This window comes from Microbacterium sp. Cr-K20, from assembly GCF_000708325.1.
Lineage (GTDB): Bacteria > Actinomycetota > Actinomycetes > Actinomycetales > Microbacteriaceae > Microbacterium.
Window position 1 is genome coordinate 12,803 of the sequence record NZ_JARE01000001.1, and the last position, 22,359, is coordinate 35,161.

Annotated in this window: 21 protein-coding genes; 8 read left to right on the top strand and 13 right to left on the bottom strand. The window is 69.1% G+C overall.

The features are described from left to right. Window positions 1-22: 22 nt before the first annotated feature. From GZ67_RS0100070 to GZ67_RS0100115, 10 genes are all read right to left on the bottom strand, one after another. Complete coding sequence (locus GZ67_RS0100070; RefSeq protein WP_029263228.1) at window positions 23-937, bottom strand: ABC transporter substrate-binding protein; 915 nt, start codon at window positions 935-937, stop codon at window positions 23-25. 48 nt (window positions 938-985) lie between these two features. Beyond that, complete coding sequence (locus tag GZ67_RS0100075; protein ID WP_029263229.1) at window positions 986-1,711, bottom strand: ABC transporter permease; 726 nt, start codon at window positions 1,709-1,711, stop codon at window positions 986-988. Continuing rightward, a complete protein-coding gene (locus GZ67_RS0100080) occupies window positions 1,708-2,391 on the bottom strand; it encodes an ABC transporter permease (protein WP_029263230.1) in 684 nt (227 codons plus the stop codon). The genes GZ67_RS0100075 and GZ67_RS0100080 overlap by 4 nt, the downstream gene beginning before the upstream one ends. Beyond that, on the bottom strand, window positions 2,388-3,260 hold the full coding sequence (locus tag GZ67_RS0100085; protein WP_029263231.1) for an ABC transporter ATP-binding protein: 873 nt from the start codon (window positions 3,258-3,260) through the stop codon (window positions 2,388-2,390). The genes GZ67_RS0100080 and GZ67_RS0100085 overlap by 4 nt, the downstream gene beginning before the upstream one ends. A 43-nt stretch (window positions 3,261-3,303) precedes the next feature. After that, the gene (locus tag GZ67_RS0100090) at window positions 3,304-3,606 is read right to left on the bottom strand and encodes a DUF427 domain-containing protein (RefSeq protein WP_029263232.1); all 303 of its coding nucleotides are present in this window, start codon (window positions 3,604-3,606) and stop codon (window positions 3,304-3,306) included. Between the two features lie 142 nt (window positions 3,607-3,748). Continuing rightward, window positions 3,749-5,185: a dihydrolipoyl dehydrogenase family protein gene (locus GZ67_RS0100095; RefSeq protein WP_029263233.1), complete on the bottom strand. Its 1,437-nt coding sequence runs from the start codon at window positions 5,183-5,185 to the stop codon at window positions 3,749-3,751. 274 nt (window positions 5,186-5,459) lie between these two features. After that, window positions 5,460-6,041, bottom strand: coding sequence for a biotin transporter BioY (locus tag GZ67_RS0100100; protein WP_029263234.1), 582 nt, complete (start codon window positions 6,039-6,041; stop codon window positions 5,460-5,462). A gap of 105 nt (window positions 6,042-6,146) precedes the next feature. Further along, on the bottom strand, window positions 6,147-7,559 hold the full coding sequence (locus tag GZ67_RS0100105) for an MFS transporter (protein ID WP_051662211.1): 1,413 nt from the start codon (window positions 7,557-7,559) through the stop codon (window positions 6,147-6,149). A 69-nt stretch (window positions 7,560-7,628) separates the two neighbouring features. Beyond that, on the bottom strand, window positions 7,629-8,738 hold the full coding sequence (locus tag GZ67_RS0100110; RefSeq protein WP_029263236.1) for a lactonase family protein: 1,110 nt from the start codon (window positions 8,736-8,738) through the stop codon (window positions 7,629-7,631). Between the two features lie 11 nt (window positions 8,739-8,749). Further along, the gene (locus tag GZ67_RS0100115; protein ID WP_029263237.1) at window positions 8,750-10,036 is read right to left on the bottom strand and encodes an adenylosuccinate synthase; all 1,287 of its coding nucleotides are present in this window, start codon (window positions 10,034-10,036) and stop codon (window positions 8,750-8,752) included. Between the two features lie 185 nt (window positions 10,037-10,221). Between GZ67_RS0100115 and GZ67_RS0100120 the strand changes: the two genes are divergently transcribed. Next, window positions 10,222-11,154 (top strand): DMT family transporter, encoded by a 933-nt coding sequence (locus tag GZ67_RS0100120; RefSeq protein ID WP_029263238.1) that lies wholly within the window; start codon window positions 10,222-10,224, stop codon window positions 11,152-11,154. Window positions 11,155-11,160: 6 nt separating this feature from the next. On the opposite strand, the gene GZ67_RS0100125 is transcribed toward GZ67_RS0100120, so the two are convergent. Both GZ67_RS0100125 and GZ67_RS0100130 read right to left on the bottom strand, forming a co-directional pair. Continuing rightward, window positions 11,161-12,585: a mechanosensitive ion channel domain-containing protein gene (locus GZ67_RS0100125; protein WP_029263239.1), complete on the bottom strand. Its 1,425-nt coding sequence runs from the start codon at window positions 12,583-12,585 to the stop codon at window positions 11,161-11,163. Between the two features lie 2 nt (window positions 12,586-12,587). Continuing rightward, window positions 12,588-14,747: an adenylate/guanylate cyclase domain-containing protein gene (locus GZ67_RS0100130; RefSeq protein WP_051662213.1), complete on the bottom strand. Its 2,160-nt coding sequence runs from the start codon at window positions 14,745-14,747 to the stop codon at window positions 12,588-12,590. A 106-nt stretch (window positions 14,748-14,853) separates the two neighbouring features. Between GZ67_RS0100130 and GZ67_RS0100135 the strand changes: the two genes are divergently transcribed. Then, complete coding sequence (locus GZ67_RS0100135; RefSeq protein ID WP_029263241.1) at window positions 14,854-15,591, top strand: Pr6Pr family membrane protein; 738 nt, start codon at window positions 14,854-14,856, stop codon at window positions 15,589-15,591. A 70-nt stretch (window positions 15,592-15,661) separates the two neighbouring features. Here the strand turns inward: GZ67_RS0100135 and GZ67_RS0100140 are convergent, their stop codons facing one another. Then, window positions 15,662-17,086, bottom strand: a complete 1,425-nt coding sequence (locus GZ67_RS0100140) for an NAD(P)-binding domain-containing protein (protein ID WP_036303920.1) — start codon at window positions 17,084-17,086, stop codon at window positions 15,662-15,664. Window positions 17,087-17,420: 334 nt separating this feature from the next. On the opposite strand from GZ67_RS0100140, the gene GZ67_RS0100145 reads away from it, so the two are divergent. From GZ67_RS0100145 to GZ67_RS0100170, 6 genes are all read left to right on the top strand, one after another. Beyond that, the gene (locus GZ67_RS0100145; RefSeq protein WP_029263243.1) at window positions 17,421-18,509 is read left to right on the top strand and encodes an AAA family ATPase; all 1,089 of its coding nucleotides are present in this window, start codon (window positions 17,421-17,423) and stop codon (window positions 18,507-18,509) included. 8 nt (window positions 18,510-18,517) lie between these two features. Then, window positions 18,518-19,405 carry a DUF58 domain-containing protein gene (locus GZ67_RS0100150; RefSeq protein ID WP_029263244.1) on the top strand — a complete coding sequence of 296 codons (888 nt, stop codon included), beginning with the start codon at window positions 18,518-18,520 and terminating at the stop codon, window positions 19,403-19,405. Next, a complete protein-coding gene (locus GZ67_RS0100155) occupies window positions 19,392-19,880 on the top strand; it encodes a hypothetical protein (protein ID WP_029263245.1) in 489 nt (162 codons plus the stop codon). The genes GZ67_RS0100150 and GZ67_RS0100155 overlap by 14 nt, the downstream gene beginning before the upstream one ends. Further along, window positions 19,871-20,857 (top strand): VWA domain-containing protein, encoded by a 987-nt coding sequence (locus GZ67_RS0100160; RefSeq protein ID WP_231481644.1) that lies wholly within the window; start codon window positions 19,871-19,873, stop codon window positions 20,855-20,857. Before GZ67_RS0100155 ends, GZ67_RS0100160 begins: the two co-directional genes overlap by 10 nt. After that, entirely contained in the window at window positions 20,854-21,903 is a 1,050-nt protein-coding gene (locus tag GZ67_RS0100165) for a VWA domain-containing protein (protein WP_029263247.1), read from the top strand. The genes GZ67_RS0100160 and GZ67_RS0100165 overlap by 4 nt, the downstream gene beginning before the upstream one ends. A gap of 247 nt (window positions 21,904-22,150) precedes the next feature. Beyond that, on the top strand, window positions 22,151-22,359 hold a 209-nt coding region (locus tag GZ67_RS0100170; protein ID WP_029273722.1), incomplete at its 3' end, for a hypothetical protein.

The following is a 22,359-nucleotide window of genomic DNA, read 5'->3' on the forward strand; positions in this document are numbered from 1 at the left end:
CGGGCGCTTCTGTCTCAGCGACTCAGAGGTCGTTGTCCGCCAGCCACTGCTTGGCGATGTCGGATGCCGACTTCTGGTCGACCGTGCTCTGCACGTTCAGGGCGACGAGCTCGTCGGCCGTGAGCTTCGCGCTGATCGCGTTGAGCACATCGGAGACCTCGTCGGCGACGTCGCTCGAGACGATCGGCACCACGTTCGACGAGATGATCAGGTTCTCCGGGTCTTCCAGGGCCACGATGTCTTCCGTCTGGAATGCCGGGTCGGCCGTGTAGATGTCAGCGACCTGGATCTTGCCGGCGAGCAGCGACTCGAGTGTGGTCGGGCCGGTCGCCGAGAACTTCAGGTCGACCCCGTAGGTCTCCTTCGCGTCTGCGGGCCCGTACGGACGCGCCTCGAACTCGGGAGCCGCACCGATCGTCACCTCCGACGTGACCTTGGCGAGATCGCCGATGGAGGTGAGGCCGTTGGCCTCCGCGAAGCTCTTCAGCACCGTGTACGTGTCCTGATCCGAAGCCTCGGCGAAGTCGAGAGCCGTCAGACCTTCGGGCAGGGCCTCCTTCAACGCCTCGTAGACCTCGTCCGGCGCGGTGACGTCGATGTCGTCGTCCGAGATGTACTCCAGCAGGCTGCCGGTGTACTCCGGGAAGACATCGATCGCGCCGGACTCGACATCGGGCATGTACGCGTCGCGCTGACCGATGTTGAACTGCTCGTCGACCGTGAAGCCGGCACCCTCGAGCGCCTGCGAGTAGATCTCGGCGATGATCTCGTTCGAGTAGTACGCCTGCGAGCCGATGACGATGGTCTCGTCGCCGGAGCCTGCGTCATCGGTGGGAGCGTCGAGCGGGTTGCTGCTGGTGCAGCCGGCGAGGACGAGCGCCGCGGCGAGCGAGACGCCACCGGCGAGGGCGAGTCGTGACTTTCGTGCTGTGAACATGGGACTTCCTCTTCTCTGGGACAACGGGATGGATGCTGTGGGTCGATGTCAGGCGGGCGCTGCGGCCGCGGCCTTGAGGGCGGTGCGCGAGCGGCGCTTCCGCGGTGCGGCTCGCACACCCGCTGGGACGGCGGCGTGCTGGAGGAGCGCGAAGATCAGGTCGACGGCCAGCGCGAGGACGGCGACGAGGATCGCCCCGCCGAGCACCTGATCGAACTTGCGCAGCGGGATGCCCTGGATGATCGGCCAGCCGAGACCACCGAGGTTCACGTAGGCGGCGATCGTCACGGTGGCGATCACCTGGAGGAGCGCGGAGCGGATGCCGCCGACGAGGAGCGGCAGACCGAGGGGCACCTCCACCTTCCAGAACACCTGCCATTCGGTCATCCCCATGGAGCGCGCCGAGTCGAGCACCCGCCGGTCGATGGCCTCGAGGCCCGTGTAGGCACCCGCGAGGAGCGAGGGGATCGCGAGCAGGACGAACGTGATGATCGCGGCTTCGGGGATGCGGAGCACGCCGAGCAGCAGCACGAGCAGCACCAGGAGTCCGAACGACGGGATCGCACGCGCCGCACCGGAGACCGCGACGGCGACCTCCCGTCCGCGCCCGGTGTGCCCGATGAGCCAGCCGATCGGAACGGCGATGACCGCGGCGATCACCACCGAGATCAGCGTGTAGTACATGTGCTGGCCGAACAGGACCGGCAGCGCATACGTCCCCTCCCACCGGTCGGGGGAGAAGAGCCAGGCGAGGGCGTCCGTGAACACGTTCATGCGGCCGCCCCCATGCTCACGGCTCGACGAGCGGCCGACGGCGTCTTCGCCGCGCGGGTCCACGGCATCAGGGCGCGGCCCAACAGCAGGAGCAGCAGGTCGATCACGAGCGCGATCACGACGACCGCGACGACGCCGGCGAACACCTCGGCGAGGATGCGACGCTGCAGGCCGTTCTCGAACAGGTAGCCGAGGTTGGTGACGCCGACCAGGATGCCGACGGTGGCGAGGGAGATGGTGCTGACGGCGGCCACCCGGAGCCCGGCGAGGACCACGGGGCCCGCGAGCGGGAAGTCGACCGTCCAGAACCGCCGGAACCCGCCGTAGCCCATCGCGGTGGCGGACTGCCTGATCGCGGGGTCGACCGAGTCCAGGCCGTCGGAGACCGCACGCACCAGGATCGCGACCGCATAGATGGTCAGGCCGATGATGAGGTTGATCGGGCTGCGGGCGGGGTAGCCCGCGACGGACGGCAGGAGGATCAGCAGCGCCAGCGAGGGGATCGTGTAGAGCAGCCCGGTGAGGACGATGACGGGCCCTTTCACCAGCTGATAGCGCCAGGCGAGCCACCCGAGCGGCAGCGACAGGACGAAACCGAGCACGATCGCGATCGCGCTCTGCTGCAGGTGGATCGCGGTCAGCTCGAGGATGAGGCCGAGATTGTCGACGACCCAGTTCACGGAGCGCCCTTCGTCACGCTCTCCTCGCTCAGCAGAGCGTCGGTCACGGCATCCGGCACGTCGACGATCGCGCCCTGGGTGCGACCGTCGGAATCGACCACCACGGTGCCGCGTGGCGTCTGCTTGAGGTGCAGCGCCCGCTTGCCGCGATCGGCGCCGATGAAGGCGGCCACGAAGTCGTCTGCCGGGTTCTCGATGATCTCGCTCGGGCTGCCCACCTGCACGATGCGCGCGCCCTTGTCGAGGATGACGACCTGGTCACCGAGCAGGAACGCCTCGTCGATGTCGTGTGTGACGAACACGACCGTCTTGTCGAGCTCGTGCTGCAGGCGGATGGTCTCCTGCTGCAGGTCGGCGCGCACGATGGGGTCAACCGCACCGAAGGGCTCGTCCATAAGCAGGATGTTGGGGTCGGCTGCGAGTCCGCGGGCCACACCGACGCGCTGCTGCTGACCACCGGAGAGCTGGCTCGGGTAGCGCTCGGCGAGCGACTGGTCGAGGCCGACCGTGTCGAGCAGCTCGCGTGCCCGCTGGTGGGCCGCGGCTCGCTTCACCCCGGTCAGCCGCAGGACGGTGGCCACGTTGTCGATGACCGTGAAGTGCGGCATGAGGCCGGAGTTCTGCATGACGTAGCCGATGCGCCGACGCAGCGCGACCGGGTCGCCGACCAGCACACTCTCGCCGTCGATCTCGACGTCGCCGGAGGTCGGCTCGACCATCCGGTTGATCATCCGGAGCAGGGTGGTCTTGCCACAGCCGGAGGAACCGACGAAGACGGTGGTCTTGCGCGACGGCAGCACCAGACTGAAGTCGTCGACGGCGAGGGTGCCGTCGGGGAACCGCTTCGTGACGTTGCGGAACTCGATCATGGGCTGGTCTCCAGTCGGTCGATCGATGCGAAGGCAGGTGGGACTACGGTCCGACCTCGACGCGGGGGTCGAAGGCCACGTATCCCGAGAAGTCCGTGCCCACACGCTCGAACGCCGAGGGATACGGGTTCGGATACGACCAGGCGTAGTCGGTGTGGAGCTCGCCCTCGGTCTGCACCGAGTAGTACTGCGCGGCGCCCTTCCACGGACAGGTGTACGGCGTGGGGCTCTCGACGAGCGCGCCGGGCGCGACGGATGCGGGTGGGAAGTACCAGTTCCCCTCGATGCGGACGAGCTCGCTCTCGTCGGCCTCGGCGATGACGGTTCCTGCGAGTACAGCCTTCATGGTCCTGCCTCCTCGGATGTGGGTTCGAGCGTATAAGACGGTGGGGACATCGGTCCGACGGGTTGCGCGCGGGCCGTCAATGTGAGAAACAATCCCGGATGCTGTTCGGCGCCCTTCCCCGAACGGATTGCCGCCGTGCGGATCAGGCGGAATCGCGTCCGTAGCCCTCCAGCAGCCGCAGCCAGATCTCGCTCACGGTCGGGTACGACGGCACCGCGTGCCACAGGCGGGCGATCGGAACCTCGCCCACGATCGCCACCGTCGCGGCGTGCACGAGCTCCGCCACCTCAGGACCGACGAACGTGGCACCGAGCACGACGTCGCGCTCGGTGTCGATCACGAGGCGAGCCTGGCCCTCGAAGCCGTCTTCGTAGAGGCTCGCGCCGGCGACCCAGCCCAGGTCGTAGTCGACGACCTTCACCTCTTTCCCCGCCTCGCGCGCAGCGGCCTCGGTGAGTCCGACCGAGGCGACCTCGGGGATCGAGAACGTGACCTGCGGGACGGCGGCCTCATCCGCGGTGGCGACGTGGCGGCCCCACGGTGCATCGTCGATGTCGGCACCCTTCGCGCGGGCGACGATCACGTCACCGGCGGCCCGCGCCTGATACTTGCCCTGGTGCGTGAGCAGCACGCGTCCGTTCACGTCGCCGACCGCGTACAGCCAGTCGGAGCCGGGAACCCGCAGCGTGTCGTCCGTCTTGATCCAGCGACCCGGTTCGAGGCCGACGGTGTCGAGGCCGATGTCTCCACTGCGCGGCGCGCGCCCTGTCGCGGCGAGCACCTCGGTCGCGGTGATCTCCTCGCCGCCGTCGAGGGTGATCGTGACGCCATCGGGCCCGCGGCGGACCGACGTGGTGCCGGTTCCGGTGCGCACGTCGACGCCGAGTTCCTTCAGCCCCGCGGCCACCCGCTCGCCGGCGAAGGGCTCCATCCCCCCGAGCAGACCGCTGCGGGCGATCACGGTCACGGTCGAGCCGAGCGCGGCGTACGCGGTCGCCATCTCGACGGCCACCACGCCGCCGCCGATCACGGCCAGGCTCTCCGGCAACTCCTCGGCGCTCGTCGCTTCGCGGCTCGTCCACGGGGAGGCCTCGCGGAGTCCGTCGATGGGCGGGATGACGGCATCCGATCCGGTGCTGATCGCGACCGCGTGCCGGGCCCGGAGCACGCGCTCGGTGCCATCGGCATCCGTCACCGTCACCTCGCGCTCGCCCGTGAGCCTGCCGTGGCCGCGGGCCAGGTCGATGCCGGCCGAATCGAGCCACTTCACCTGACCGTCATCCGACCAGTTGCTGGTGAACGAGTCGCGGCGGTCGAAGACGGCTCGCACGTCGAGCTTTCCGGTGACCGCCTGAGAGGCGCCGGCCACGTGCTGCGCCGCGCGGAGGGCCTGGGCCGAACGCAGCAGCGCCTTCGACGGCATGCACGCCCAGTAGGAGCACTCCCCTCCGACGAGCTCGCTCTCCACGATGATCGCGGTGAGCCCACCCTGCACGGCACGGTCGGCGACGTTCTCGCCGACAGGACCTCCGCCCAGGACGATCAGGTCGTATTCGTCGGTCTTCTCCGCAGCAGTCATGCGTCGCACCTCTCGTCGCCCGGGTCGTCGGTTCCGTCGCCCAGTCTCGCTCAAGAGCAACGCCGAGTCACGGGTGAGTTGTTCCCGACGGCGCGGCGGGCAAGGTGGAGCGACCGGGTGCCGGGCCGATGGTGCCGACGGGGCGGACGGGGTCGGCGGGTTCACTTGTCGGACCGATGCACGAATGTCGGACGGATACCCGGCGTGTCGTCCGACACCCGTGCGTCGGTCCGACAGATGGACCGGAGCGAGACCGGATGCCGCGGCGTGCGCGTCAGGCGGCGACGGGTTCCCGCACCGGACGACTGTCGGCGAAGGCGCGCGGGTAGGCGCGACGCAGGGCGACCACGACGAGGGTGGCGGCGGTCACCTTGATCAGGTCTCCGGGGAGGAAGGCCAGGCTCGACAGCGCGGTGAGGTCGAGCGGGACGCCGGTGACGAGCGCCTGCACCGGGATGCCGAACGCGTACACGACGAGCACCCCGCCGACGAGGGCGGCCACGGCGGCACGCCACCAGGTGAAGCGCCCGGTACGCAGGATGAGTCCGATCACCACGACGCCGGCGATCCAGCCGATCATGTAGCCCACGGTCGGTCCGACGAACACGCCGAGGCCGCCGCGGCCTCCGGCCAGGACGGGGAGTCCGACCGCGGCGAGCGCCAGCACGACGGCGATCGACCACGGTGCGACGCGCGGACCGAGCACGAGCCCCGCCAGCATGACCCCGAGCGTCTGACCGGTGATGGGCACTCCGCCGGGAAGCGGGACCACGACCGTGCCGAGCACGATGATGAGGGCGGCGAACACGGCCACCCGGCCGAGAGTAGCGCTGGTGTCACGGGGGGAGTCGGTCATCGCTCATCCTTCCTGAACGGTGTTCACCTGAACACCGTTCATCAGAGTACGGATGCCGTCGCTCTCGCGCAAATCATCGCGCGACGGCGTCCGCCACGGGCGCGATCATCCGACCGCCGACTCCTCGCCGACCGCAGCCGCAGCCGATCCGCCGCTCCGACTACTGATCCGCGGCGCGAGGACCGCCGCCGCGAAGGCGACGACGGCCGCCAGCACGAACACCCCGAGGAACGGATCCGCGGCCGCGAGCGCCGTGAACAGGGTCCCGGTGACGGCCAGGGCCATGGCGCTGCCGAACGAATCGGCGACCGTCATGGCACCGCTGTTGAAGCCCTGATCCGCGGGCGTCGACATCGCGAGGGTCAGAGCGCTGGTCCGTGGGCTCATCAGGCCCATGCCCATACCGGCCACCACCCAGGCGACCGCGACCATCAGGGCGTTCCAGCCGAGCCCGGCGGTCGCGACGATCAGCAGGATGCCGACCAGCACCAGGATCGTGCCCACCTGCACGGCCGTCACACTCGAGAGCCGCACGCCCATCCGCCCCTGCACCGTCGCGGCGAGAGACCAGGCGAGCGCGCCGCCGGTGAGGGAGAGTCCCGCGAGCGTCGGTGAGAGCTCATAGCGATCGGTCAGCAGATAGGGCAGGTAGACCTGTGCGCCGAAGAACGCGGCGGCCGCCACCCCGCGGACGAGGATGACCGAGGGCAGCCCGCGCCGGGCGCGAAGGGTGCCGCGCGGGACCAGTGGACGCACCGCGATCAGGGCGACGACCACGGCGAGGAGTGCCAGCACCGGGCCGACCCCGGGGATGTCGCCGACCAGGTTCAACGCGAGCACGGCGACGGCGGCCAGCACCGACCAGCCGAGCCTCCCGAAAGCCCAGGGCGTCGACGGATCGCCGTCGTTCGCGAGCCCACGCAGGGCGGGGATGACCATGAGCAGCGCGACGAGCACGAGGATGACGACACCGAGGAAGACCCAGTGCCAGCTCCAGAGCTCGGTCACCGCTCCCGCCACCGTCGGTCCGATGAGGGAAGGGATGACCCAGGCGGCCGCGAACCCGGCGAAGATCGCCGGGTGCAGCGCCTGCGGGTAGACCCGGGCGACCACGACGTAGAGCGCGACCATGAGCCCTCCGCTGCCGAGCCCCTGCGCGAACCTGCCCGCCACGAGGACCTCCATGTTCGGCGCGAGCCCCGCGACGAGCAGCCCGAACACGAACATCGCCACTGCCGTGTAGAGCGGGGCCACCGGTCCGCGACGATCGGCCCAGTTCCCCGCGATCACCATGCCGATGACCCCGGTGGCGAGGGGGCCGGCGAATGCGAGTGCGTACAGCCGCTCACCGCCGAGATCGGCGCTCACCGTCGGCATCACGGTGGTGACGGCCAGGGACTCGAACGCCCCGAGGAACACGAGCGCGCACGCGCCGATGGTGATCCAGACGTACTCGCTGTTCAGGATGCGCGGTGCGGGGGCGGCCGGCGCGGGCGTCTGCCCGGTCTCTGTGGTCATGGAGACGACGCTAGAACCTCAAGTGAGGTCGAGGTCAAGCGCGGGTTTCGCGAGTGCGACCGCGGGGCTTCAGCGCACCGGCAGGAAGTGCGTCGGCGTCGGGACCTGCGCCTCATGACGGATGCCGAGGGGCGCGCCCGTGCGCTCGTCGAGGTCGAGCAGCGTGATCGTGTCGGAGCGCTGTCCGGCGACGAGCAGCTTGCCCTCGTGCACCAGGTGGTGGCGCGGCCAGTCCACGCCCGCATCGGCGAGCGCGACCGACTCGAGGGCCTCACCTCCGCCGCGCACCCGCAGCGCCGCGATGGTGTTGCTGCCGCGCAGGGCCGTGTAGAGGAAGTGCCCGTCGCGAGTGCGGGCGAGCTCGGCCGGGAAGTCCGTGCCCACCTCGGCGATCGGGCTCGCCATGGTCACCGACACGACACTCCAGGTGCCGTTCGCCGCGCGGGCGAGCGTGAACACCTCGCACGAGTACTCCGTCACCACGTGCAGGTGCCCACTGGGGTGCATGACCATGTGCCGCGGTCCGGTACCGAGGGGCAGCACGACCTCGTGATCGAGGGTCAGACCGGTGCCGCTCTGCCGCCAGAACCGCACGAGGTCGAATCCGAGGTCGGTCGTGGCGATGCGGCCGTCGGGCAGGAACACCGCGGCGTGCGCGTGCGAGACGCGGTCGCCGCCGACCGCGTATGGATCGATCGCCGCGACGCCGTCACCGGGAGGGGTCGCGGCCGGAGCATCCGGGTCCACGTCGTCGCCGAACAGGGCCGCGCGGAGAGCTGCGGCGGCATCCGGCTTCGGAGGCAGGATGCGGCCTTCCTCGTCGAGGTCGAACCGCACCACGCGGCCGTCGCCGTAGCAGCTGGCGACCAGCGCCGAGCCGTTCGGGGCGACCGCCACGTGACACACGTACTGTCCGACCGCCGCGGGCGCGCCCAGCGGAGCGAGCACCCCCTCACCGGTGCGGACGAACGCCTGCACGGCCGCGTCCCCCTCGAGCGCCGCGTAGACGACATCGAGGGACGGATGCTGTGCGAGCCACGACGGCGACGGCGTCTCGGTCACGGCACCGCGGTAGGCGAGTGTGCTGGCCTCACGGCCCTCATCCCCCGCGAGCAGGCCGATGCCCTCGGCCTGACCGTCCATACCGGGGCCGTAGCCGCCGAGCCAGAACCTCGTCATGGAGCGCCGGGTCAGTCGAGCAGGCCGTGGCGGACGACGACCTGGTCGCGCTCGGGGCCGACCCCGATCACCGAGATACGGGTGTTGCTCATCTTCTCGAGCGCCAGCACGTAGTCCTGTGCGTTCTTCGGCAGGTCCTCGAACGTGCGTGCGACAGAGATGTCCTCGCTCCAGCCGGGGAAGTACTCCAGGATCGGCTTCGCGTGATGGAAGTCGGTCTGGTTGACCGGCACCTCGTCGAACCGCTCGCCGTCGACGTCATAGGCCACGCACACCGGGATCTGCTCGAGACCGGTGAGGATGTCGAGCTTGGTGAGCACGAGGTCGGTGATGCCGTTGATGCGCGTCGCGTAGCGGGTGATGGGTGCGTCGTACCAGCCGACCCGGCGCGGACGGCCGGTGGTGGTGCCGAACTCGAAGCCCTGCTTGCGCAGCCACTCGCCCTGCTCGTCGAAGAGCTCGGTCGGGAACGGGCCGGAGCCCACGCGGGTCGTGTACGCCTTGACGATGCCGACGATGCGGTCGAGCGCACCGGGGCCGACGCCCGCGCCGGTCGCCGCGCCTCCGGCCGTGGCAGAGGACGAGGTCACGAACGGGTACGTGCCGTGGTCGATGTCGAGCATGGTGGCCTGGCCGCCCTCGAACACGACGACCTCGCCGCGGTCGAGCGCCTCGGCGATCAGGTAGCCGGTGTCGGCGACCATCGGCCGCAGCCGCTCGGCGTAGGAGAGCAGGTCTTCGACGACCTCGTCGGCGGTGATCGCGCGACGGTTGAAGATCTTCACCAGCAGGTGGTTCTTCTGGTCGAGCGCGCCCTCGACCTTCTGGCGCAGGATGTTCTCGTCGAACAGGTCCTGCACGCGGATGCCGACGCGGTTGATCTTGTCGGCGTATGCCGGACCGATGCCGCGACCGGTCGTGCCGATCATGCGCTTGCCGAGGAAGCGCTCGGTGACCTTGTCGAGCGTGCGGTGGTACTGCGTGATGATGTGCGCGTTGGCGCTGACCTTGAGCCGCGACACATCGATGCCACGGGCGGAGAGCGCCTCGAGCTCGAAGAACAGCACCTCGAGGTCGACGACCACGCCGTTGCCGATCACGGGCGTCACGCCGGGAGAGAGGATGCCGGAGGGCAACAGGTGCAGGGCGTACTTCTCGTCGCCGACGACGACGGTGTGCCCGGCGTTGTTGCCGCCGTTGAACTTCACCACCCAGTCGGTGCGCTCACCGAGAAGATCGGTGGCCTTGCCCTTTCCTTCGTCGCCCCACTGCACGCCGACGATAACGATTCCTGGCATGGGTATCCCCCTGGCTTTCGCCGGGTTTGCACCGGCCGATGAGCTGGCCCTCTTCGGGCGGTCCCATCCTATCGAAGGGTTCCCCTACGCCCTTCCGGACGCCTCCTGCAGACCGGCGGGAAAGCGACGGCGGTTGGCACTCCGACGGCTCGCCCGATGTCGGATGCCCCTGCGAGGATCGGAGGATGTCACGAGCCACATCCGGCGACCCCGGGATCCGCACCGATACCGGAGCACCGAAGAAGCAGGGCGCGCTCGTGCTCATCGCCGCACTGGTCACCGTGGTGCTCTGGGCGTCCGCCTTCATCGGCATCCGCGGCGCAGGCCCGCACTACGACCCCGGAGCACTGGCGCTGCTGCGGATGGCGGTCGGCACCGTCGTGCTGACGATCATCGCGGTACGGCACGGCATCCGCATTCCCGCTCGTCGCCACTGGCTGCTCATCGCGGTGTGGGGGGTCGGCTGGTTCTGCGTCTACAACCTCGCCCTCAACAGCGCGGAACTCACACTCGACGCGGGCACCGCCGCGATGGTCGTCAACCTCGCACCCCTCATGGTCGTGGTCTTCAGCGGCCTGTTCCTGCGCGAGGGGTTTCCGAAGCCGCTCGTGATCGGGGCGCCGATCGCCTTCCTCGGCGTCGTGCTCATCGGCATGAACTCGTCGACGAGCGCGGGGCCAGACATCACCGGCTTGCTCCTCGCCCTCCTCGCCGCGGTCATGTACGCCGGGTGCACGCTCGTGCAGAAGCGCCTGCTCACCTCGGGCGTCGATCCGACGACCCTGACCTGGCTCGGGGCGGGCGTCGGCACCATCGCGCTGCTGCCCTGGATCGGGCCCCTCATCGGATCGCTCCAGACCGCCCCGCTGGATGCGACGCTGTGGGTCGTGTACCTCGGCATCTTCCCGACCGCGGTCGCCTTCACGACCTGGGCGTACGTGCTGCAGCGCAGCACCGCGGGGCAGACCTCGGCGACCACCTATGTGGTCCCGGCCATCGCGATCCTGATGTCGTGGGCCATCCTCGGCGAGGTGCCCACGCCGCTCATGTTCCTCGGCGGCGCGCTGTGCCTGCTCGGCGTGCTGATCACCCGACTGCGGTGGCGTCGACGCGCCTGACGCCGCTCAGCGCCCGGTGATGACTCCCCGCGCGATCCCGAGCTCCGCGAGCCGCGAGGCCGCCAGAGTCCGCTTGAGTTCGAGCGACTCACCGATCTCGGCGGCCAGACGCGGACGTGTGCGGATCAGCGCATCGATCGTGGTGAGCGGCAGCACGACCACGGTGAGGATCTCCCCGGCCACCGTCACCGCCTGCGTGCGCTCGCGGGTGAGGGCGGTCTGCCCGATGAGATCGCCCTTCTCCGCAGCGGCGAAATCCACGCGGCCGTCGTCGACCTCGAGGGCGAGCACCGCACGACCCGACAGCACCACGCGCACCTCGTCCGGCACGACGCCGCTGGGCAGCACGATCTCGCCGACGCCGTAGCGCTCCAGCCGGGAGTCCGAGAGGATCGCCTCGATGTCGTCGTCGCGCAGGTGCAGGGTCGGCGCGATCTCCTGCATCGCCTCGACCAGGCGCTGCGGCTCGGCGAGCGGATCGGTCGAGTCGCCGTCGAGGGCGAAACTGCGGCGTCGCGCGGCGTACCAGAGCCAGGAGAGGTACATCGACAGCGCGCGAGACGCATCGGCGGGCCCCGCGACGGGGATCGACACGGAGTACGCACCGGCTCCCGAGTACACGACCGTCGCCCGCTGCCGCTGCAGCCGCATCGGCAGCGAGTCGGCGACCTCGACGAGCAGCGCCATCACCTCGTGCGGCGGGTCGTCGGTCGAGAAGGTCACCGCGGTCTCGGCCGAGTACGGCCCCTCCGGCTCGCTGAGGTTGGTGAACGACGCCCCCGACAGGGACGAGTTCGGCACGATCTGGATGCCGGAGCCCGTGTCGATGTGCACCGCACGCCAGTTGACCTCGACGACCCGGCCCCGCACCCCGGCGGCATCCAGCCAGTCGCCGATCTTGAACGGCTGCTCGAACAGCAGCAGCAGACCCGAGATGACACCGCCCACTGCGTTCTGCAGAGCGAGACCGATCACGATCGAGCCGACGCCGAGGGCGGTGAAGAGCCCGCCGACGTCGGCGTCCCACACCCATGAGAACAGCAGCGCGAGTCCGACGCCGACCAGGACGAGTCGGCCGATCTCCACGAAGATCGACGGGATGCGCTCGCGCCACGAGCCCGGCTTCGCGTTGGCGAACAGCGCCACGTTGAACGCCGACAGCACGAGCAGGATCACGAGGAACCCGAACACCGTCGCCACCACGCGCGTCCACACCTGATCCGCCGGTGACTGGATCGCGAAGATCAGCAGCGCGAACAATGCGCCGACCGGGATGACCCAGTTGCGCAGCATCCGCAGCGGCTTCGCGACCGGGTTCCCCCGGCGGGTCAGCGCACCGATCAGCTCGGTGAGGACGACCAGGACCACGGGCACTCCGACGGCGAGTGCGAGCACCCACCAGCCCCAGCCGCCCGTGAACACGTCGCCCATGATCAGACCACCTTCCACACGGTCTCGGTCCTGCCCTGCGTCTCCACCGTCCCCGCTTCGACGTAGGTGACCAGCTCCTGGGTGCGGTCGCGCACCGTCTGACTCACGTAGATGCCGGGCTCGCCGCTGACCGAGCGCACCCGGTAGGCGAGGTTCACCGCATCGCCCCACAGATCGTAGGCGAGGCTGGTCCGCGCGACGAGGCCGCTCGTGACCGTCCCGGTGTCGACGCCGGCACGCAGCGAGATCTGGGTGCCGTTCTGCGCATTGAAGCGCTCGAGCACACCGACCAGATTGCGGGCGAAGTCGACCGTGCGGCGGATGTTGTCGACCCGCGGCACGATCAGCCCCGACGAGGCGAGGTAGCCGCCGCGCAGGGTGCGCACCTTCTCGACGCCCGCCTTCTCGGCGGCCTCGTCGAACCCGCGCATGAGCGTGTTCAGGAGGCCGATCTCCTCCTCCGCGCTCATGTCGCGCGCGAGGTCGTCGAATCCGACCAGCTCGGCGAACACGACCGACACGTTCTCGTGCGCCTCGGTGATCGCCTCCTCGCCCTGCTTGTACTTGGTCGCGACGCTCGCCGGCATGAGCGTGTGCAGCAGCTTCTCGTTCTCCTTCTGCTGTTCCTCGATCAGCTCCTGTTTGATGCGCAGGCTCGAGGCCATGTCGTTGAAGGCGCTGCCGAGGTCGCCGAACTCGTCGCGAGAGCCCTGCGGCACCTGCACGTCGAGGTCGCCCTCCGCGACACGGTGCACGGCACCGACGAGCCGGTGGATCGGCCGCGTGAACACCTGCGCGAGCAGCAGCGACAGCAGCGAGACGCCGAGCATGATGCCGAGCAGCGACAGCAGCACGTTGCGGGTGAAGACGTTCACCGGCTCGAAGGCCTCGGCGGTGTCGATCCGTGCGATCACGACCCAGTCGAGACCTTCGATCTCGAGCGGGGCGTAGGCGGTGACGCTCTCGCCGCCGACGAAGTCGCGGCCGACGATGGTGCCGCTGCGGCCCGCCTGCGCCTCCTGCACGGCCTTCGTGTCGACGGGCTGCAGCAGGACGGTGCCCTTGATGGCGCCGATGCGGTCGACGATGGTCGGCGCCATCCCTCCGGCGGTCAGGCGCTTGACGTAGTCCTCGGGGTCCTCGACGAGCCGTCGAGCGGTGCTGCGCATGAGGTCGTCACGTCCGACGAGATACACCTCGCCGGTGTCGCCGAGGCCCTGCGCTTTCCAGTCCTCGTTACCGGTCATCACGTCGTTGATCGTGTCGATCGAGATCTGGAACGCCATGGCACCCGTCACTCCGTTGTCGTTGCCGACCGGGGAGACGACCCACATAGCGGGGACGTTGAGGGAGGGGATCCACCGATCGAAGTCGGTGAGGACGACCGTGTTGACGGAGTTGGTGGCGATCGCCTCGGAGTACGCCTTCGACAGGAGCGAATCACGATAGGGCCCGGTCAACAGATTCGTGCCGAGTTCGACCCCCTTGTAGGCGGAGTAGGTGACATCGCCGTCGAGGTTGAGCAGCAGGGCGTCCTCGTATCCGGCTTCCTGCACCAGGCGCGTGAAGTAGTCGCCGTACCTTCCGGTCGCGGCCGAGTAGCTGGTGCCGTCGCCGCTGTCGTTTAGTGCGAGCTGCGCGTCGTAGTCGGCGTCGAAGTCCTGGTTGCCCGTGACGTACTGCGACTGCACGTACTTCCCGGCATCGGATTCCGGGATGAAGGCCGTGTCGCCGTACTCCTCACCCGAACGCCCCTCGAGCTCGGGGATGAAGGCGTCCTGGTAGTAGGCCTCGAGCTCCGCTTGCGCGCTCTCGTCGAGCTCCGCGTCGGCGAGATCGGCGAAGCCCGCGTTCACTGCCGTCGACATGTTCTGCGCGCTGAGGTTTCGGGAGTTCAGTGAGGCATCGCGACGGACGCTCTCGATCGCGGTCGTGATCTCGGCCGCCCGCATCGAGCGGATGGTGATGAGCTGGTCCACCGCCGAGTCGTGCAGGGATTGACGCCCGTTGATGAAGCCGATGGCGCCCACGATCACGGAGGACACGAGACTCACCGCCAGCAGCATGATGAGGAGTTTCGACTGGATGCTGAGTCCGGCTCGCCGGAACCGCCCCTTCTTCACCACACCCGCATCGACCGTGCCGTTACCGCTGTCGCTCATATGCCCCTCCGCCATGCGCGCACCTGCGTGATCGGTCCGACGATATCGATATATCGGTCCCGCGGTCCATGGTTTTCTGCCGCTACAGTTGCCGACGGAGGCGAACATGACGACGACCTGGTGGCCCTACCTGCGCATCGCCGCAGCCGTTCTCGCGGTCGCCGCGATCGTGGCGCAGCTCATCCGCTCCCTGGAGATCGCGGGGGCGGCGACGACCGAGTGGGGCGCGCACCTGCCCACCGTCATCGCGAACTTCTTCAGCTTCTTCACCATCGAGTCGAACGTCCTGGCCGCGGTCGCGCTCGCGTGCGGCGGGATCTGGGGGTTGGCGCGCCGCAGCACGACGACGGCCGAACCTCGCTGGTTGGCGATCCTGCTGATGTGTGCGAGCACCTACATGATCGTCACCGGCGTCGTGTACAACCTGTTGCTGCGCGGCATCGAGCTGCCGCAGGGCTCGACCGTCGGCTGGTCCAACGAGGTGCTCCACGTCGTCATCCCGATCATCATGCTGGCCGACGTCCTCTTCGCACCGCGTCGCCGAGCTCTCGGATGGGGAGCCGTCGGCATCGCCGCGATCTTCCCGATCGTCTGGGTGATCTACACCCTGATCCGCGCGAACCTGGTGATCGCTCCGGCGACGGGGAAGCCGTACTGGTACCCGTATCCGTTCCTCGACCCGACGCAGACCGGCGGCTACGTCGGCGTCTCTCTCTACGTGCTCCTGATCGCCGCCATCATCATCGGCGCCGCCGCCCTCGTCGTCTGGGTCGGTCGCCGCCGCGCGACCGTGTCGGACTCGGCGGCCGACGCCACCGTGCCGCCCGCCGACCTCGCGCTCTGACGCCGCGCTCTGATGACTCCGTCCCTCACACCGCTGAGGGCGGGAGGGACGGAGTGCGGCTCATGCGGGCTCAGAGGGTGGCGAGCGCCTCACGGTCGTCGTCGCGCGGCAGGCCGCCGACCATGCGAGCCGTCTCGACCGAGTCCGGATCCACATCGAGGTACCGCTCGAGGGAGTCGTCGAGCTCTTCGAGCCACGGCGTGTGGTGCACGACCGCGAGCGTGCCGGTCATGACCGACTCGTAGACGCGGTCGCGGTAGCCCATGATGTCGTCCTGCTTGTCGTGCTTCCACGCGAGGAAGATCTCGACGACCCGGTCGATGTCGAACTCCGGGTAGTCGGTGAGCTCCAGCAGGTCGCGGATGTAGTCGGCTTGGAAGCGGATCTCCGCAGCCGCCGAGTCGATCTGCCCGAATCGCGCGCGCCACTCGGCGCTGGATGCGGCGCGCTCGGCCTCATCCGGCAGCACGATGCGGCCGAGGATCAGGTCGCGCACGTACCAGGCCTGCACGTCGAACATGTTGAACGTGAACCACTGGTCCTGCGCGCCGAGGTAGGTCAGACGCGGATTGCCCTGCCAGACCACGCCCCGGTAGAGGCCGTCGGGGTAGACGTTGTTCGGCGACGACAGCGCCAGGTCGTCGGGCAGGAACGGGTACTTGTGCAGGTATCCGGTGCACATGATCACCGCATCCACGCGCTTCGACGTGCCGTCGGCGAAGAACACGACGTCGCCCTCGAAGCGCTCGACGACCGGGCGCTCCTCGATGCCTTCGGGCCAGTCGTAACCCATCGGTGCCGAGCGGAAGCTCGCCGTGACCGAGCGGGCGCCCATCTTGAACGCCTGGCTGCCGATGTCCTCCGCCGAGTAACTCGCGCCGATCACGAGCACGTCCTTGTCGGCGAACGCCTCGGCGCCGCGGAAGTCGTGGGCGTGGCTGATGTAGCCGGGGAACGTCTCGATACCGGCGAAGTCCGGCATGTTCGGGAAGGAGAAGTGCCCGCTGGCGACGATGACGCGGTCGAACTCCTCCACGGTCGACTCACCGGTGGGCAGATTCTCGCTGGTGAGCGTGAAGACCTCGCGCTCACTGTCGAACTCGATCCAGCGCACCACCGTCTGGAAACGGATCAGGTCGCGCACGTCGCTCTTCTCCAGGCGGCCGGCGATGTAGTCCCACAGCACGGGACGCGGTGGATAGGAGGAGATGGGTCGGCCGAAGTGCTCGTCGAAGCTGTAGTCCGCGAACTCCAGCGCCTCCTTCGGGCCGTTCGACCACAGGTTGCGGTACATGCTGGAGTGCACCGGTTCGCCGAACTCGTCGAGTCCGGTGCGCCAGGTGAAGTTCCACTGTCCGCCCCAGTCGGCCTGCTTCTCGAAGCAGACCAGCTCGGGGATGTCCGCCCCCGCGCGGCCCGCGGACTCGAAGGCCCGCAGTTGCGCCATCCCCGAGGGGCCGGCGCCGATGATCGCTACTCGTTCTCTGCTCGTCACGTATCGTCCTCATACTCTTCAGTCATGTATCGGTCAGCGGCCGCATCCGAGCGAGGAACAGTTCTGTCCCGGTGGGAGCGGAAGGCTCGACCTGCCCGGAAAGCGGCTGCCCTTCGACGGTATCAGTGTCGGTCGCGGGAGCCGACGGCTTCGTCGCCCCTCCGGATGCATGACCCTTCGACGGATGCATGAGGGGCGGACGGCGAGCCCTCCTGCATCCGTCATCCGTTCATGCAGGTGAGCGGTGCGGGTGGGTCGGGCTGGGAACGGCGCGGACGGATGCGATTACGCTGGTCCGCGGGGGGACGCGCCGCGCTCCTCAGGAGGAGAGAGCATGCATGACCTGAACGCCGCATCCCCGTATCCGGCCGCGCCTCCGCCCCCGCCCGCCCCGGCGCGCACACCCGACCCCGCACCCGCGTCGGCACCCGCGAACGGCGCTCCGACGGATGCCGAGATGGCACGGGCGACCGAGGTCCTGCGCATCATCTCCACCTCGTACTCGGCGAAGATGGTCGGTCAGGAGCGGCTGCGCACGAGCCTGCTCGTGTCGCTCATCGCCGGCGGCCACATCCTGCTCGAGAGTGTCCCCGGTCTTGCCAAGACCACGGCGGCCAGCACTCTCGCCGACACCGTGAAGGCGCAGTTCAAGCGCATCCAGTGCACCCCCGACCTCCTGCCGAGCGACATCACCGGCAACCAGATCTACGACGCGGCGACGGGCTCGTTCCGCACCGTGCTCGGTCCGGTGCACGCGAACTTCGTGCTGCTGGATGAGATCAACCGCTCCAGCGCCAAGACGCAGAGCGCCATGCTCGAGGCGATGCAGGAGCACCAGACCACCATCGGCGGCGAGATCCACCACCTGCCGAAGCCGTTCCTCGTGATCGCCACGCAGAACCCGATCGAGCAGGAGGGCACGTACGAGCTGCCCGAGGCGCAGATGGACCGCTTCCTGCTCAAGGAGATCGTCGAATACCCGAGCCCCGCCGAGGAGCTCGAGGTGCTCAGCCGCATCGACTCCGGCGTGCTCGACCCGGATCGGCATGTGACCAGCGCCGTGAGTCTCGACGACGTGCGCCTGCTGCAGGACGTCGCGAGCCGCATCTACGTCGACCCCGCGATCCGCAACTACATCGTGTCGATCGCCTACGTCACCCGGAACCCCGCGCCGTACATCGGCGAGGAGAGCGCCCGCTTCATCAAGTACGGTGCGAGCCCGCGTGCGAGCATCGCCTTCCTGCAGGCGTCCAGGGCGCTGGCACTGCTGAAGGGCCGCTCCCACGTGCTGCCCGAAGACATCCGCGAGCTGCGCCACCTGGTGCTCCGCCACCGCGTGCTGCTGACCTTCGAGGCGGATGCCGAGGGTGTCCGCAGCGAAGAGATCATCGACCAGATCTTCGCGTCGGTCCCCACGCCCTGACCCCTCCGATGGCCAGCCTGATCACGCAGGTGAAGAGCAAGCTCTTCATCCACTCGACGCGCAAGTCGCTGCACGCGCTCGACGGCGCCTACGCGTCGCTCCTGCACGGGCGGAGCCTCGACTTCGAAGACCTGCGCAAGTACGAGTACGGCGATCAGGTGCGCGACATCGACTGGCGGGCGACCGCGCGGCTGGGTACACCGCTCGTCAAGCGCTCCCGCGCGACCCGCATGCACACGGTGCTGTTCGTGGTCGACACGGGGCGTTCGATGTCGGCCCTCGCCGCCGACGAGCGGTCGAAGAAGGAACTGGCGATCCTCGCGACGGGGGCGCTCGGCGTGCTCACGCTGCGCCACGGCGACGACTTCAGCACCGTCTACGGCGATGCGGCGAAGGTGCGGCGTCTCGCGCCCGGCCGCAGCGAGGGCGCGCTCGAACACGCCCTGCGCACGATCGACCGGGCGATCGACGACAGCTCGGCGCCCAGCGACCGCGACGCCCTGCTCTCATTCGTGACCCGCACGATCTCCCGCCGGATGATCGTGGTCGTCATCACCGACGAGGCCCCGGTGACGAGCGAGACCGAGCGGATGCTGCGCCGCCTGCGCGTGCAGCACGACGTGCTCTGGCTCACCCTGCGTGACGCCGACCCCGTGCTGGATCACGCCACCGGACGCATCCGCAGCGACGCGGACAGCCGCTGGCAGGTGCCGGACTTCGTGCAGGGCGACCGTGCCATCGTGCAGGAGCTGACCGCGCAGCACGATGCCGACGCGGCGCGCCGGGATGAGCTCCTCACCCGCCTCGAGATCAGCCACTCCTCCCTCGACGGGCAGGACGACGCCGTCGCGCAGCTGCTGCAGCTGCTGAACCGGAGGTCGAATGCCCGGCTCTGAAGAGCTCTACCCGCCGGCGCAGTACGGCTGGGGATGGATGCTGCTCGCGATCGGCATCCTCGTTCTCCTGGTGCTCGGCGCCTGGCTGCTCATCGTGCTCACGCGGCCGCGGCGCACGCTCCCCGTGGATGAGGCCGCCGGGCATCCGCCGCTGATCATCGACGTGCTGTCGCAGCTGCGCACCGAGTACATGGGTCGCATCCAGCAGATCGAGAACGAGTACCGCGAGAGCCGACTCACCGCCCGGCAGGCGAACCTCGAACTGAGCCGCGTCGTCCGCACGTTCGTGAACGAGTACAGCGGCCTGGAGGCCCCGGTGCTCGCGCTCGACGACCTCGTGGCGCGGGGCGTGCATCCTGCCCTGATCGACGCCATGGGCAGGCACTACTACCCCAGCATCTTCCGTCCGGGGCCGGCCATCGATCCGATCGCGGGCGCCGAGGCCGCACGAACGGTGGTGCGGGCGTGGCACTAGCGAACGTGTGGATGCTGGTCGCCGCGGTCGCCGTCGTCCTGGTCGCCGTCACGGTCGGCCTGATCCTCGGGCTGCGGCGGAGCGGAGGTGGTCGCGGCGGCGACACGGCGCGCGTCGCTCGCGCCGAGCGCCTGCGCGCACTGCCGACGTTCCGTCGAGCGCTGGCGCGGCGGGCTTTCGCGCTGTCGGGCATCCTGGCTCTGGGCGCGGTGACGGCTATCGTGGCGGGCGTCGTGGCCGCTCGGCCGATGTCGGCCCAGACCATCCAGCCGGTCAACACGAGCCGCGACATCATGCTGTGCCTCGACGTCTCCGGCTCGATGTCCGAGGTCGACGTCGAGGTGCTGACGGTCTTCGAAGAGCTGCTCGACGACTTCGAGGGCGAGCGGATCGGGCTGACGATCTTCAACAGCTCCCCGGTGCAGATCTTCCCGCTGACCGACGACTACGACTTCATCCGCGAGCACCTGGAGAGCATGACCCGGAGCTTCGACTACGTCGACCAGATCCCCGAGCACTGGGTCGGCACGCTCAACGGCGACGGCGCCTCCCTGATCGGAGACGGCCTCGCCGCCTGCACGATGGGATTCGATCGTCCGGGTGACGACCGTTCGCGGTCGGTGATCTTCGCGACCGACAACGAGGTCAACGGCGCCTCCATCGTCACGCTCGATGAGGCCGCGGCCTACGCGGCCTCGAAGGACGTGCGGGTGTTCGCGCTGAATCCCGTGCAGGGCAAGGATGCCGATGTCAGCGCGGAGCTCTCCGCCGCGGCCGAGGCCACCGGCGGGGCCGCATTCGGCCTGCGCGACACGACGACGGTCTCCGACATCGTCGAGCAGGTGCAGGAGCAGGAGGCGACCGAGCTGCGCGGCGAGGCGCAGGTGGTCTGGACGGACGCCCCGAATCTCTGGATCGCGGTGCTCTCGGTCTGTCTCCTCGGCTTCGTCGTGGTGCTGTGGAGGGTGCGACTGTGATCTTCCAGCCCGTGCTGAACCCGTTGCTGATCCTGCTGCTGTGCGCCCCGGTCGCCGCACTCGCGATCTGGGTCCTGGTGCGACCGCCCCGGACCGCCGGAGGGGCGCCTGCCGACACGCGCACGGTCGCCGGACACCGCGCGCTGTGGGCGATGCGCCTGGTGCTGGTGCTCGCCTGCGCCGCGCTGCTGCTGCGCCCCGGTATCCCGGGAGGCGCGACCCAGACGCTCGCGACCGACACCGACATCGTGCTCGTCGTCGACACGACCGCGAGCATCGTGGCCGAGGACTGGGACGAGGGCGAACCGCGGCTCGACGGCATCCGTGAAGACGTGCGCACGCTCGTCGAGGAGTACCCAGGAGCACGCTTCGCGCTCATCACCTCGGATGCGGCGGCCGAGCTGAGGATGCCGCTGACCACCGACACCACGGCGCTCATGGGATCGCTGGAGGTGCTGCGGCCCGAAGTGACGAGTCAGTCGCGCGGGAGCTCGATCGGCATCGCGGCACCCCTGCTGACCGAGACCCTCGCGTCGGCGGCGGAATCATCGCCCGACCGCTCGCGGATGGTGTTCTACTTCGGCGACGGGGAGCAGACGGTCGACAGCGAGCCCGAGTCGTTCAGCTCGAGCGAGAAGTACACCGACGCAGGGGCCGTGTTCGGCTACGGCACTGCGGAGGGCGGGCCGATGCGCATCACGACGGGCGGGCTCTCCGAGGGCGGTGCCGAGTACATCCAGTACGAGGGGGCAGACGCCCTCTCCGTGATCGACGAGACGAACCTGGAGGCCATCGCCGACCAGCTCGGCGTGGAGTACGAGCATCGGACCGCAGAGGCCGCCCCCGTGCTGCCGGAGGCGCCGGCCACCACGACCAACTACGCAGAGTCGGGAGAGGTCGGCAACGTGATGGAGCTGTACTGGATCGCGGCGCTGATCATCCTCCTCATCCTGGGCATCGAGCTCACGCGCGCGACGATGCTCATCGCGAAGCTCCGGCAGCTGCGCCCGACGCGGCAGCGGCCTCCCGGTGGCTCCGGGCAGTAGCACCGATCGCCTCACGCTCGACGCGACCACCGGGGCCGTGCGCGATCCGGTATGAAGGTGCGGGATCCGTGGCGCTCCCGCCCTCCGGTCCGTATCGTTTTACCTGCCACGGGCTACCTGTCCGGGCATAGGTTCGTCGTCGCGGCTCGACCGTGTCGCAGGCTCGTGGGGAAGCCGACTCGGTGGGAACGCGCGGCGATGTCATGTCGGCCTGAAGGGCCGGCATCTATCTCTGGGGAACGAATACATGGGGAACATCTTTGCGCTGAAGCGCGCCCGGAAAGCGGCCATCGGCGCCGCCGTCGGGGCCCTGGTCGCCGCCGGCCTGGTCTCATCCGGTGGCGGAGCGGCGGTGGCCGAGACCTCACCTCCACCGCTGCTGCAACGCGACGACAACGTCGTCACGTCAGATCCGATTCCGACGGTCCAGATCGACAACGGCTACGTCTGGGCGCA